9 protein-coding genes are annotated in these 13,439 nt (G+C 65.1%); 7 read left to right on the top strand and 2 right to left on the bottom strand.

The genetic code is table 11. From position 1 onward, the window contains the following. Positions 1–1,125, bottom strand: coding sequence for an efflux RND transporter periplasmic adaptor subunit (locus AC6LJY_RS06555; RefSeq protein WP_498135540.1), 1,125 nt, complete (start codon positions 1,123–1,125; stop codon positions 1–3). 296 nt (positions 1,126–1,421) lie between these two features. On the opposite strand from AC6LJY_RS06555, the gene AC6LJY_RS06550 reads away from it, so the two are divergent. Beyond that, positions 1,422–2,363, top strand: a complete 942-nt coding sequence (locus AC6LJY_RS06550; protein WP_314363948.1) for a molecular chaperone DnaJ — start codon at positions 1,422–1,424, stop codon at positions 2,361–2,363. 74 nt (positions 2,364–2,437) lie between these two features. Here the strand turns inward: AC6LJY_RS06550 and AC6LJY_RS06545 are convergent, their stop codons facing one another. Next, positions 2,438–3,685 (bottom strand): NnrS family protein, encoded by a 1,248-nt coding sequence (locus AC6LJY_RS06545; protein ID WP_498135539.1) that lies wholly within the window; start codon positions 3,683–3,685, stop codon positions 2,438–2,440. A gap of 263 nt (positions 3,686–3,948) precedes the next feature. On the opposite strand from AC6LJY_RS06545, the gene AC6LJY_RS06540 reads away from it, so the two are divergent. The 6 genes from AC6LJY_RS06540 to narI all read left to right on the top strand — a co-directional run bounded on the left by AC6LJY_RS06540 (position 3,949) and on the right by narI (position 13,431). Next, entirely contained in the window at positions 3,949–5,199 is a 1,251-nt protein-coding gene (locus AC6LJY_RS06540; protein WP_498135624.1) for an MFS transporter, read from the top strand. Positions 5,200–5,207: 8 nt separating this feature from the next. Beyond that, complete coding sequence (locus tag AC6LJY_RS06535; protein WP_498135538.1) at positions 5,208–6,593, top strand: NarK family nitrate/nitrite MFS transporter; 1,386 nt, start codon at positions 5,208–5,210, stop codon at positions 6,591–6,593. Between the two features lie 146 nt (positions 6,594–6,739). Further along, positions 6,740–10,501 (top strand): nitrate reductase subunit alpha, encoded by a 3,762-nt coding sequence (locus tag AC6LJY_RS06530; RefSeq protein WP_219990275.1) that lies wholly within the window; start codon positions 6,740–6,742, stop codon positions 10,499–10,501. Beyond that, positions 10,498–12,066, top strand: a complete 1,569-nt coding sequence (gene narH / locus AC6LJY_RS06525; RefSeq protein WP_498135537.1) for a nitrate reductase subunit beta — start codon at positions 10,498–10,500, stop codon at positions 12,064–12,066. The genes AC6LJY_RS06530 and narH overlap by 4 nt, the downstream gene beginning before the upstream one ends. A 16-nt stretch (positions 12,067–12,082) precedes the next feature. Continuing rightward, on the top strand, positions 12,083–12,751 hold the full coding sequence (gene narJ, locus AC6LJY_RS06520; RefSeq protein WP_498135536.1) for a nitrate reductase molybdenum cofactor assembly chaperone: 669 nt from the start codon (positions 12,083–12,085) through the stop codon (positions 12,749–12,751). Continuing rightward, on the top strand, positions 12,748–13,431 hold the full coding sequence (narI, locus tag AC6LJY_RS06515) for a respiratory nitrate reductase subunit gamma (RefSeq protein WP_104145213.1): 684 nt from the start codon (positions 12,748–12,750) through the stop codon (positions 13,429–13,431). The genes narJ and narI overlap by 4 nt, the downstream gene beginning before the upstream one ends. Positions 13,432–13,439: the final 8 nt, after the last annotated feature.

Here is a 13,439-nt window from a genome sequence, read left to right as displayed (position 1 = left end):
TCAAGTCAGGGGGTCTACGATCTGGACGTTGCGGCCGTCATGCAGGCGGTCCACGCCTTCGACCACCACGCGCTCGGCCGGCGCCAATCCGGCTTGCACGACGATATGGCCCGCGTTGGCGGGGCCCAGCTGCAACACGCGGCGCGTGGCGCGCGCGTCATCGCCGATCACAAAAACGAACGCGCCTTCGGACCCATACTGCACGGCGGCCGACGGAATGGTGACCACGTTGTCTTGCTGGACCAGGGCCAGCCGGATGTTCACGAATTGATTGGGAAACAGCGATTCGTCGGTGTTGTCGAAACGGGCGCGCAGCCGCACGGTGCCGCTGCCGGTCTGGACGCGGTTGTCCAAGGCTTCAAGCGTGCCTTCGGCCAGCAGGCGGCGGTCGTCGGCATCCCAGGCCTGCACGCGCAACACGTCCGTTCGCGCCTGCGCCTGGCGCAACAAGTCCAGCCGCGTTTCCGAAATGCTGAACAGCGCCGAAATGGGCGTGGTCTGCACCAGCGTGGTCAGCCCGTCGGCATCGTTGGCGCGCACATGGTTGCCGGCGTCGATGCGGCGCAGGCCGATGCGGCCATCGTGCGGGGCAGTGATGCGGGTCAGCCCCAGCAGCCGCTGTGCATCGGCCACCTGTGCGCGGTTCAGTTCGCGCTGCGCGGTGTAGGCGCGCACCTGCGCCTGGGCGGTGTCCAGCTGCTGCCCGGCCACGGATTCCTGGCGCGCCAATGTGCGGTAGCGCTGTAGATCGGCCTGGGCGTTGTCCAGCAGCGCCTGCGTGCGCGCCAATTCACCTTCGGCCGCCGCCAGCGCCGCCTGATAGGGACGCGGGTCGATCTCGGCCAAGAGCTGGCCGCGCGCCACGGCCTGGCCCTCGGTGTAATGCAGGCGCAACAATTCGCCTTCAACCTGGCTGCGCAGCACAACGTGGGTCAAGGGCGTGATGGTGCCCAGCGCATGCAGGTCGCGTTGCAGCGGCCCGACGCGGGCGGCCGCGACGCTGACGGCAACGGGTATCTGGTTGTATTCGGGTGGACGGGGGGCGGCGGGGCCGTTTTTCGCTTTCCACCACATGGCCAGGCCCGCTGCCAAGGCAAGTATCAGCACGGCTACCGTCGCGATCACGCGACGTTGGCATCTGAGAAAGGACGCGGGGCGGACTGGGGCGGGGGCGCGGTGAGCGGCAGGGCCCGCGGCGGGGGGCGAAGACATCGGGACTGCCAAATAGATGTTGTGCTGAGAGATGTTGCGCTGACGTGGCGAAGACGTGGCGAAGAGGTTGCGGGCAGGGTGTGCCGGACAGCCGAGATTCTATATTAATAATAATGATTAGCGTTATTAACTGAAAAACCCAAGAGGGCTTTGCCCGAATCGTTTAGAGTGGCGGCTACTTTCATTACCCGGTTTGCAAGGAGCAGGTCATGGGCCAACATTCACTGGAAACCCCGCGTCAGTTATTCGAGCGGCTACAGGCACGCCTGGAAACGGAACGCGGTCGCCTGGATCAATGGCAGGCGGTCGAGGCCGAATACCAGCGCAAGTACACGGAAGGCCTGGCGCCGCTGGAAAAGAAGCTGCACGAACTGCGCATGAAGCTTGTGCTGTGCTTTGACCACGCGCACAAGAACATGGGGCTGTCCAAGGCCGAACGCGAATTCGTGTCCGAGCTGGTGACCGAGTTTTCGGCGGAATTGCTGCTGCTGGACGCCAAGGGCGAACTGCCGGCCGGTTGCGATGCCGACAAGCTCAAGACCCTTTACAAGAAGCACAGTGGCCTGGACTACGACGAGGCCGCCGCTGACGAATCCGAAGACGCCAAGGCGGAACTGATCGAGGCGCTGGAGCTGGACCCCGACACCGATCTGTCGACCTTCACGCCGACGCAACTGCTGCGCATCATCCAGGACCAGTTCGAAGACGACGAAGCTGAAGACCTGCTGGCGCTGGCCCGCGCTGCGTTGCGCAACACCACGCCGAACGCGGTGGCGTGGCAGGCGATGCAGGACGAAGAAGCGGCGCGGCGCAAGCTGGGCACGCCGGATTTGACGCCGCTGGCGGACGTGCCCGACGACGGCCTGCCGCAAGCCAACGCCACCTTGCAGGCGCAGCTGGACGAAGTGCTGCATCAGGCCAGCTACGCCGAAGAAGGCTTCAAGCTGCGCTACGACCTGGACTCGTTCGCCTCGTTCGACCCCGAGACGGTGCTGCAAGAACTGGATGACGACATCGTCGACATCCAGGAGTACATCGGCGAACTGGAACACGAGGTGATGCAGTTCTCGGATCAGGCGTTGCTGAAGGCGTGGCTGAAGGCTATGCGCCGCGAAGTCGAGGCGATCGAGCGCCGGGAAGGGCGCGGCTAAACGAGACGGCTATACCGGCCTGCTAAACCGGCCTGTTAAACAGGCAGGCGGGCAGGCGGGGCGGGCCGCCAAACTCAGACGCGCGGCCGGGCGACCGGCATCACGCGCATCATCGGCGCCGCCGGCTTGGCGGCGTCGGCGCGTGGGCGGATCATCAGCGGGAAAAAGCGCCACAGGTACAGAGCCATCGCCAGTACCCACGCGCTGGTGGCGGCATGCAGCAGACCGGTGGCGGCCACGCTGGGCCACAGGGCTGCCAGCCGCAACAGCGCCGCCACGATCACCAGCACGAAACTGGCCACCATGCAGCGATCGGTTTGCAAGGGCCGCCCCAGGTGGCCTAGTGCCGTGCGGGTCACCATGCCCACGATCAGCACCGAAAACCCCGCCACGCCGATCACGTGCGCGGGCCACGCCAGCCGGACGACCACGCCCGCCAATTGCGCCGCGCCCACCAGCAGCCCGGCGCCCAGGCCGACATAGCCGGCATACAAGATCCACAGCAGCGGCACGCGCCGCACGGCCCACGGCTTCCATGACACCCATTGCCATAGCGCGATCAAGCCCGTGGCCGTCAAGGCCGCCGCGGCCAGACGCGGCTGCCCCGCAAGCAAACCGGCAATGGCCGCCACGCCCGTGCCCAATTGCCAATGACCACTGCGGGTCTGGGCGGGTATGTCCAGGCCCGTCACGGCACGCTTGGCAAAGAACGGAATCACGCGACGCGCAATCAGCAGCGTCAGCACGGCCATGCAAAGCAGGCCGGCATTGAAGTAGCGCATCACCGCCAGATAGTCGCCTTGCGCGGCGGCCCATAAATACAGCGCGTTGGTGGCGGCCAAGCCCAGCATCAAGACCGGCACGCCCGCGTTGCGCTGGTTGCGCGTGACCCACACGGCGCGGCCCAGGGCGGCGGCGCCCCACACGAAAAACCCCAGGTCCGCCACGACGGCGATCACGTACGCGGGCCTGCCCGGCGTCAGGTAGCCCACGCGCGCTACCACCCACAACAGGCACAAGAGCGCCAGCGCGTTGCCGCGCAAGGGGTTCTTGCCCGTCCAGTTGGCGCCGGCCGTCAGCAGAAAGCCCACGGCAACCGTGGCGACAAATCCCCACAGCATTTCGTGCGCATGCCAGAACACGCCGGCCATCAGCCCGGTGATGCGACCCGGCGCATGCACCCACAACCACACCGATACCAACGCCCACAGGCAGCCGGCCAGATACAGCGGCCGGAACCCCATTTCGGTAAAGGCGCGCCATTGCGGGCGAGGGCGGTGTGGCGTCGCGGCGGGTTCATCGATGGTCAGCAACGGGGGCATGGCGGTCTGCGCTTTTTTTGAAGGTGTATTGGTGAAGGTGTATTCACAATACATATTAAGCCTGAGCCTGCGCCGGGCATAGGCCAACGCTTGATCTAGCGCAAACGCGGGCGCGGAACCCGGGTGACTAGGCACATCGGCGTGGCCCGAATGGTCGGCCGGCGAATGGTCGCCGGCGCGGCGCGTGCCTAGGCTAGCGCCATGTCTTCGTGAGTAAAGCGAGAGTAACCATGACAGCAGCAACATCCCCGTCCGGCAGGCCGATGCGGGTCCTGATTTCAAGCACGTTCGCCTTCACCATCTGCTTTGCGGTATGGATGATCTTCGCGGTGCTGGGCATACCCATCAAGGCGCAACTGGGCTTGTCCGAAACGCAATTCGGCCTGTTGGCCGCCATGCCGGTATTGACCGGTTCGCTGGTGCGCGTGCCGCTGGGCATCTGGACCGACCGCTACGGCGGCCGGCCCGTGTTCTTCATCCTGATGCTGTTGGCGGTGGTGCCGATCTGGCTGCTGTCCTACGCCACCGAGTACTGGCAGTTTCTGGTGCTGGCCTTGTTCGTGGGCCTGACGGGCGGCTCGTTCTCGGTCGGCACGCCGTATGTGGCGCGCTGGTTTCCGCGCAACAAGCAGGGCCTGGCCATGGGCGTGTTCGGCGCGGGCAACTCCGGGTCGGCCATCACCAAGTTCGTGGCGCCCGCGTTGATCGCGGCGGCCGGCGGCGCCTGGGTCATCGTGCCCCAGGTGTACGCGGTGGCGCTGCTGGTCACGGCGGTGCTGTTCTGGATGTTCTCGGCATCGGACCCGTCGCACCGGGTGACCCAGCGCGTCACGCTGTCGGCGCAATTTGCCATGCTGCGCGACCCGCGCGTCTGGCGCTACTGCCAGTACTACTCGGTGGTGTTCGGCGGCTATGTGGCGTTGGCGCTGTGGATGACCAAGTACTACATCGGCGAATACGGCTTCGACATGAAGCTGGCCGCGCTGTTGGCCGCCTGCTTCTCGTTGCCCGGCGGCGTCTTGCGCGCCATGGGCGGGTGGATCTCGGACCGCTACGGCGCCTACAAGACCACATGGTGGGTGATGTGGGTGTGCTGGGTGGCGTTCTTCCTGCTGAGCTACCCGCAAACCCAGTTCACCGTGATGACCACCGGCGGCCCCCGGCAGTTCGGCATTGCGTTGGGCCCGGTCACCTTCACTGTGCTGCTGTTCGTGGTCGGCATCGCCATGGCCATCGGCAAGGCGTCGGTCTTCAAGTTCATCTCGGACGAGTTCGGCGAAAACATCGGCGCGGTGTCCGGCATCGTGGGCCTGGCGGGCGGCATGGGCGGCTTCGTGTTGCCCATCCTGTTCGGCGTGCTGCTGGACCTGACCGGCGTTCGGTCCAGCGCCTTCATGCTGCTGTACGGCACCGTCTGCGTGTCGCTGATCTTCATGCACTTCAGCTTCCGCCCTGAAAGCGCGGCGCTGGGGCGGGCGTCGCTTCCGACCCCGCAACCCATTTCCTCCAAATAGAGGCTCCTATGTCCACACATGTCCTGACGCGTTGGGAGCCGGAGAACCCCGGCTTCTGGAAGCAGACCGGCGCCCGCGTCGCCAACCGCAATCTTTGGATCTCGATTCCCGCGCTGATGCTGGCGTTCAGCATCTGGATGCTGTGGAGCGTGGTCGTCGTCAACCTGGACCGCGCCGGTTTCATGCTGTCCAAGAACCAGCTGTTCTGGCTGACGGCGCTGCCCGCGCTGTCAGGCGCCACCTTGCGCATCTTCTATTCGTTCCTGGTGCCCGTGTTCGGCGGGCGCAAGTGGACGGCGATCTCGACGGCGTCCTTGCTGGTGCCCGCGTTGGGCATGGGCTTTGCGCTGCGCGACCCCACCACGTCGTTCCCAACGCTGCTGATCCTGGCGCTGCTGTGCGGGCTGGGCGGCGGCAACTTCAGTTCCAGCATGGCCAACATCAGCTTCTTTTTCCCGAAGGAAAAGAAGGGCCTGGCGACGGGGCTTAACGCCGGCATCGGCAACCTGGGCGTGTCGCTGGCGCAGTTTGTCGTGCCCGTGGTGATTTCGGTGGGCGTCTTCGGCGTGGCCGGCGGCGCGCCGCAGGACATCACGGTCAATGGCGCGTCGCAGAACCTGTGGCTGCAAAACGCCGGTTTCATCTGGGTGGTACCGATCGCCATTGCGGCCATCGCGGCGTGGTTCGGCATGAACGACATCGCCGACGCGCGTGCGTCGTTCGCGGACCAGGCGGTGATCTTCAAGCGCAAGCACAACTGGTTGATGTGCTGGCTGTACGTGGGCACGTTCGGCTCCTTCATCGGGTTTTCGGCGGGCTTTGCCATGCTGACCAAGACGCTGTTCCCCGACGTCAACCCCATGGCGTACGCGTTCCTGGGGCCGCTGGTGGGCTCGTTGACGCGGCCCGTGGGCGGCTGGGTGTCGGACAAGCTGGGCGGCGCGCGCGTCACGCTGGTCACCTTCGCCGGAATGATTGCGGCGGTGCTGGGCGTGATGCTGTTCCTGCCCGGGGCCGGCCAGGGCGGCAACTTCAACGGTTTCCTAGCGATGTTCATTGTGCTGTTCGCGCTGACGGGCGTGGGCAACGGCTCGACGTTCCGGATGATTCCCGTGATCTTCCTGCGCGAGCGCACCCAGGCGGCCGCGGGCAAAGGCCCCGACGCGCACAAGCGTGCGCTAGGCGAAGCGGCCAAGGAATCGGCGGCGGTGCTGGGCTTTTCCGGGGCCATCGGCGCCTACGGCGGCTTTTTCATCCCGCGCAGTTTCGGCACGTCGCTGGAAATGACGGGCAGCGTGCAGGCGGCTCTGTTTTGCTTCATCGGTTTTTACGCCACGTGCATGGTGATTACGTGGTGGTTCTATGCGCGCAGGAACGCGCCGGTGCCCTGCTGAACAAAGCGCGCGGCGGGTGACTAGTCACTTTGCCGCGCCCGGCCTGGCCCTCAGGCGAATGGTCGGGGAACGGACCCCGACCTACAGTGAAACCAGCGCAACGATTGCAGTACGCGCCGCCGACGCGGCGCTCTTGGAGAAACACAATGAGTCACTTCCTGGACCGGTTGAAGTTTATGTCCCGGGTCAAATCCACCTTTGCCGATGGCCACGGCGAAACGGTCAATGAAGACCGCAAGTGGGAAAACGCCTACCGCGCCCGTTGGCAGCACGACAAGGTGGTGCGGTCTACCCACGGCGTGAACTGCACGGGCTCGTGCTCGTGGAAGGTGTACGTCAAGAACGGCCTGATCACCTGGGAAACGCAGCAGACCGACTACCCGCGCACGCGGCCCGACCTGCCCAACCACGAACCGCGCGGCTGTCCGCGTGGCGCCTCGTACAGCTGGTACGTGTATTCCGCACAGCGCGTGAAGTACCCGATGATCCGCGGCCGCCTGATGCAGATGTGGCGCGAAGCCCGCAAGACGATGGACCCCATTGCCGCCTGGGAATGGATCAGCCAGGACCCCGTGCGCGCCAAGCGCTACAAGTCAGTCCGGGGCCTGGGCGGCTTTGTTCGCGCCGATTGGGACACCGCCACCGAAATCATTGCCGCCGCCAATGCGCTGACCATCAAGAAATTCGGTCCCGACCGCGTGATCGGCTTTTCGCCGATTCCCGCCATGTCCATGGTCAGCTACGCCGCCGGCGCGCGTTACCTCAGCCTGCTGGGCGGCGCATGCCTGAGCTTCTACGACTGGTATTGCGACCTGCCGCCGGCCAGCCCGCAGATCTGGGGCGAGCAGACCGACGTGCCGGAATCGGCGGATTGGTACAACTCCACCTACCTGATGGTGTGGGGCTCGAACGTGCCGCAGACCCGCACCCCCGATGCGCACTTCTACACCGAGGTCCGCTACAAGGGCACCAAGACGGTGGCCGTGTCCAGCGACTTCGGTGAAATGGTCAAGTTCGGCGACATCTGGCTGGCGCCCAAGCAAGGCACCGATGCCGCGCTGGCGATGGCGATGGGCCACGTCATCCTGAAAGAATTCCACCTGTCGGCCAACCCGTCGCCGTACTTTCGCGACTACGTGCGCCGCTACACCGACATGCCCATGCTGGTGTTGCTCAAGCCGCGCGATGGCTTCTACGCACCCGACCACTTCCTGCGCGCCTCGCACCTTGACGGCGCGCTGGGCGAACAGAACAACCCCGACTGGAAGACGCTGGTGCTGGACGCGCACAGCGGCGCCCTGGTGGCGCCCAACGGCAGCATCGGCTTTCGCTGGGGCGAGGGCGCGGTCAACGATGGTGAAAAGGTTGGCCGCTGGAACCTGGAATCCCGCAATGGCGGCAATGGCCAGGCCATCGAGCCCACCCTGAGCCTGCTGGGCCAGGGCGCGGAAACGGTGGGCGTGGGCTTCCCGTACTTTGGCGGCGAGCACGACGACGTGCTGGTGCGCAACCTGCCGGCCCGCCGCATCCGCCTGGCCGATGGCACGGACGCGCTGGTCGCCACGGTGTACGACCTGCAAATGGCCAACTACGGCCTGGACCGTGGCCTGGGCGGCGCCAACGTCGCCACGTCCTACGACGATGACGTGGCCTACACGCCCGCCTGGCAGGAAAAGCATACCGGTGTGCCGCGCGCGCAGGTGATCCAGGTGGCGCGCGAATTCGCGCAGAATGCGCACGACACCGAAGGCAAGTCGATGGTGATCGTGGGCGCGGGCCTGAACCACTGGTACCACATGGACATGATCTACCGCGGCATCATCAACATGCTGATGATGTGCGGGTGCGTGGGCAAGAGCGGCGGTGGCTGGGCGCATTACGTGGGCCAGGAAAAGCTGCGCCCGCAGTTCGGCTGGGCCCCGCTGGCCTTTGCGTCGGATTGGGTGCGTCCGCCGCGCCAGATGAACGGCACGTCGTTCTTCTACGCCCACACCAGCCAGTGGCGCCATGAAAAGTTGAACGTGCAGGAAGTGCTTGGCCCCACCGCCGACCGCGCCAAGTACGGCGACCTGTCGATGATCGACCTGAACGCGCGCGCCGAACGCATGGGCTGGCTGCCGTCGGCTCCGCAACTGCGCACCAATCCGCTGGACCTCGTGGCCCAGGCCGACGCCGCCGGCAAGGATCCCGTGGCGCACGCCGTGGAACAACTGAAGTCCGGCGCGCTGCGCATGTCTTGCGAAGATCCGGACGACCCGGCCAACTTTCCGCGCAACATGTTCGTGTGGCGCTCCAACATCCTGGGTTCCAGCGGCAAGGGCCACGAGTACTTCCTGAAGTACTTGCTGGGCACGCAAAACGCCGTGTTCGGCGACGAAGCCGCCGCCATCAAGCCCACCGAAGTGACTTATCAGGAAGACGCCGCCGAGGGCAAGCTGGACTTGCTGACGGTGCTGGACTTCCGCATGAGCACTACCTGCCTGTACGGCGACATCGTGCTGCCCACGGCCACCTGGTACGAAAAGGACGACTTGAACACGTCCGACATGCACCCCTTCATCCACCCCTTGAGCGAAGCCGTGCAGCCGCTGTGGGAAAGCAAGACCGACTGGGAAATCTACAAGCTGCTGGCCAGGAAGTTCAGCGAGATCGGCGGCCCCTACCTGGGCAAGCGCCGCGACCTGGTACTGACCCCGCTGATGCACGACACGCCGGGAGAACTGGGCCAGGCGTTTGAACCGCGCGACTGGAAACTGGGCGAATGCGATCTGGTGCCGGGCAAGACCGCGCCGTCGATGACGGTGGTTGAGCGCGACTACAACGACATCTATCGCAAGTTCACGTCGGTGGGCCCCTTGCTGGACAAGCTGGGCAACGGCGGCAAGGGCATCAACTGGAACACCGAGCACGAAGTGCACGAGCTGGCCGGCATCAACGCCAGCGTGGGCGAGGCCGGCGTCAGCCAGGGCCGCCCGCGCCTGGACACCGCCATCGACGCGGCGGAAATGATCCTGACCTTTGCGCCCGAAACCAACGGCCATGTGTCGGTCAAGGCATGGGAAGCGCTGGGCAAGATCACCGGGCGCGACCACACCCACCTGGCCGTGGGCCGCGAGCACGACAAGATCCGTTTCCGGGACATCCAGGCGCAACCGCGCAAGATCATTTCGGCGCCGACGTGGTCGGGGCTGGAAAGCGAAGAGGTCAGCTACAACGCGGGCTACACCAATGTGCACGAACTGATCCCGTGGCGCACGCTGACCGGCCGCCAGCAGTTCTACCAGGACCACCGCTGGATGCTGGATTTTGGCGAGGGTTCGTGCGTGTACAAGCCCGCCATCGACACCAAGACGGTGGCGCCCATGCTGGGCAAGTATCCCAACGGCGAAAAGGAACTGGTGCTGAACTGGCTGACGCCGCACCAGAAATGGGGCATCCACAGCACCTATTCCGACAACCTGCGCATGCTGACCTTAAGCCGTGGCGGCCCCCACGTGTGGGTGTCGGAAACCGAGGCCAAACAGGCCGGCCTGGTGGACAACGACTGGGTTGAAGTCTTCAACGTGAACGGCACCTTGACCGCACGCGTCGTGGTCAGCCAGCGCGTGCCCGTGGGCATGTGCCTGATGTACCACGCGCAGGAAAAGATCGTGAACGTGCCCGGCGCGGAAACCAGCGGCAAGCGCGGCGGCATCCATAACTCGGTTACGCGCACGGTGCTCAAGCCCACGCACATGATCGGTGGTTACGCGCAGCAGGCCTACGGCTTTAACTACTACGGCACCGTGGGCGCCAACCGCGACGAATTCGTGGTGCTGCGCAAGATGAAGAAGGTGGACTGGCTGGAAGGCCCGCTGGTCGAGGACCCGGCTGAACAAGCCACGCAACAAGAAGAGAAGCAATCATGAGGATACGCGCCCAAATCGGCATGGTGCTGAACCTGGACAAGTGCATCGGCTGCCACACGTGTTCGGTCACCTGCAAGAACGTCTGGACCAGCCGCGACGGCGTCGAATACGCCTGGTTCAACAACGTGGAAACCAAGCCCGGCATCGGCTACCCCAAGGAATGGGAAAACCAGGACAAGTGGAAGGGCGGCTGGAAGCGCACCGCCGCCGGCAAGCTGGAACCGCGCCAGGGCGGCAAGCTGCGCATCCTGGCCAACCTGTTCGCCAACCCGAACCTGCCGGCCATTGACGACTACTACGAACCCTTCACCTTCGATTACGAACACCTGCAGAACGCGCCGCTGTCGCAAACGCCGCCCACCGCGCGCCCCGTGTCGGTGCTGACCGGCAAGAAGATGGACAAGATCCATTGGGGCCCGAACTGGGAAGACGACCTGGGCGGTGAATTCAGCGCGCGCAGCCGCGACGCGTTGTTCGAAGGCGTGCAGAAAGAGATGTACTCGACGTTCGAGAACACGTTCATGATGTACCTGCCGCGCCTGTGCGAACACTGCCTGAACCCCGCCTGCGTGGCCAGCTGCCCGTCGGGCTCGATCTACAAGCGCGAAGACGACGGCATCGTGCTGGTGGACCAGGACAAATGCCGCGGCTGGCGCATGTGCATCTCGGGCTGCCCGTACAAGAAGATCTACTACAACTGGAGCAGCGGCAAGGCCGAGAAGTGCACGTTCTGCTATCCGCGCATTGAAGCCGGCCAGCCCACCGTGTGCTCGGAAACCTGCGTGGGCCGCATCCGCTACCTGGGCGTCATGCTGTATGACGCCGACCAGATCGAACGCGCGGCCGCCGCCGCCAACGAACAGGACCTTTATGAATCGCAGCTGGACCTGTTCCTGGACCCGCATTCCCCGGCGGTGATCGCCGCCGCGCGCGAACAGGGCATACCCGAATCGTGGCTGGAAGCGGCCCGGCAGTCGCCCGTCTACAAGATGGCCGTGCAATGGCGCGTGGCGTTTCCGCTGCATCCGGAATACCGCACCTTGCCGATGGTCTGGTACATCCCGCCGCTGTCCCCTATCCAGACGGCGGCCGAAGCCGGCCAGATGCCGCAGCGCACCGTGGGCAAGAGCGCGATGATTCCGGACGTGTCCAGCCTGCGCATTCCCGTGCGCTACCTGGCCAACCTGCTCACGGCCGGCAAGGAAGCGCCTGTGTTGCAGGCGCTGGAACGCATGCTGGCGATGCGCGCCTACAAGCGCTCGGAAACCGTGCACGGCGAACGCGACACGGCGCTGCTGGAACAGGTGGGGCTGTCCGAGGAAACGGTGCAGGACATGTACCAGATCATGGCGATTGCCAACTACGAAGACCGCTTCGTCGTACCCAGCAGCCACAAGGAAATCGTGGAAGACAGCTTCAACGAAAAAGGCAGCTGCGGCTTTACCTTCGGCAACGGCTGCTCGGGCGGCGTGTCCGAAGGCACTTTGTTCGGCCGCAAGCCGCAGGGCAGCGAAATCTTCATCGAGATGCCCAAATCCCGCAAGAAGGCCGCCCAGGCGCGCTAGGACAGGAGAGAACACCATGACGCACTACCGCTTGCTTTCCGCCTTGCTCAGCTACCCCGAGCCCGATCTGCTGGACGCGCTGGGCGAGGTCGAGGCCGCGTTGACCGACGACCCGGACGCCGAAGAAGCCTTGCAACCGCTGGTCGCCTATCTGGCAACCAATGACCTGACCACCGTGCAGGAAAACTACGTTGCCACCTTCGACCGCAACCGCTCGCATTCGCTGCACCTGTTCGAACACGTACATGGCGAAAGCCGTGACCGGGGTCAGGCCATGGTCGACCTGCTGGATACGTACCGGCAGCACGGCTTTGAGCCGGTCGTGTCCGAGCTGCCCGACCACGTGCCGCTGTTCCTGGAATTTCTGGGCGTGATCGACCCGGCCGACGCGCAAGACCTGTTGGACGAGGCCATCCACGTGCTGGCCGCCATCGGTGCGCGGCTGGCGCGCGGCGACAGCCCGTACGCGGGAATCTTCCAGGTGCTGCGCGCGGCGGCCCGGGTGGTGCCGCGCGAGCAGACCGACGCGCCCGTGCGCGACATGGACGAAGCCATGGAAACGTTCGGCGTCAGCGCGGACGGCGTGGAACCGCTGCTGCGGCCGTTCGCGGGCGATGGCGCACAAGCCGTGCGCTTCTATCCCCGCGCCACCCCCCCCATTCGTGCTCAGGACGACGCATCATGAATTCCCTGAATCAATTCCTTTTCGGTATTTATCCCTACATTGCGCTGACCGTCTTCCTGCTGGGCAGCCTGGCCCGTTTCGAGCGCGAGCAATACACCTGGAAGACCGACAGCTCGCAGCTGCTGCATCGCGGCCAGCTTCGGCTGGGCAATATCCTTTTCCACGTCGGCATCCTGGGCTTGTTCTTCGGCCATCTGGCCGGCCTGCTGACGCCGGTGGTGGTGTGGGACACGCTGGGCGTAAGCCACACGCTCAAGCAGACGGTGGCCATGGTGGCGGGCGGCGTGATGGGCGGGCTGTGCCTGATCGGCCTGTTGATCCTGATCCATCGCCGCCTGACCGATCCGCGCATCGCGCGCACGACGCGCCCGGGCGACAAGCTGCTGCTGCTTTGGATACTGGTGACCTTGCTGCTGGGGCTGTCTACCATCGTGCTGTCCGCCGGCCACATGGACGGCGACATGATGGTGCGGCTGATGACGTGGGCGCAGCACATCGTGACGTTCCAGGGCGACGCCGCCAGCCATATCGCGGGTGTGCCGCTGCTGTTCAAGGCGCATCTATTCATGGGGCTGACGCTGTTCGTGATTTTCCCGTTCACCCGCTTGGTCCACGTCTGGAGCGGCTTTGCCTCGCTGGGCTATCTGGGCCGCGCCTGGCAACTGGTGCGCCCACGCTGAAACCGTTT

It is taken from the genome of Achromobacter sp. RT286_PF, from assembly GCF_059760425.1.
Note: the sequence above shows the minus strand (reverse complement) of the source record. Positions and strands in the feature narration are given on the sequence as shown.

What these genes read in the sequence shown, in the direction of transcription:
- AC6LJY_RS06530 (WP_219990275.1), top strand. Translation starts at nt 6,740, where the DNA reads ATGAGTCACTTCCTGGACCGGTTGAAGTTTATGTCCCGGGTCAAATCC.
- narI (WP_104145213.1), top strand. Translation starts at nt 12,748, where the DNA reads ATGAATTCCCTGAATCAATTCCTTTTCGGTATTTATCCCTACATTGCG.
- AC6LJY_RS06540 (WP_498135624.1), top strand. Translation starts at nt 3,949, where the DNA reads ATGCGGGTCCTGATTTCAAGCACGTTCGCCTTCACCATCTGCTTTGCG.
- AC6LJY_RS06535 (WP_498135538.1), top strand. Translation starts at nt 5,208, where the DNA reads ATGTCCACACATGTCCTGACGCGTTGGGAGCCGGAGAACCCCGGCTTC.
- narH (WP_498135537.1), top strand. Translation starts at nt 10,498, where the DNA reads ATGAGGATACGCGCCCAAATCGGCATGGTGCTGAACCTGGACAAGTGC.
- AC6LJY_RS06545 (WP_498135539.1), bottom strand. Translation starts at nt 3,685, where the DNA reads ATGCCCCCGTTGCTGACCATCGATGAACCCGCCGCGACGCCACACCGC.
- AC6LJY_RS06550 (WP_314363948.1), top strand. Translation starts at nt 1,422, where the DNA reads ATGGGCCAACATTCACTGGAAACCCCGCGTCAGTTATTCGAGCGGCTA.
- narJ (WP_498135536.1), top strand. Translation starts at nt 12,083, where the DNA reads ATGACGCACTACCGCTTGCTTTCCGCCTTGCTCAGCTACCCCGAGCCC.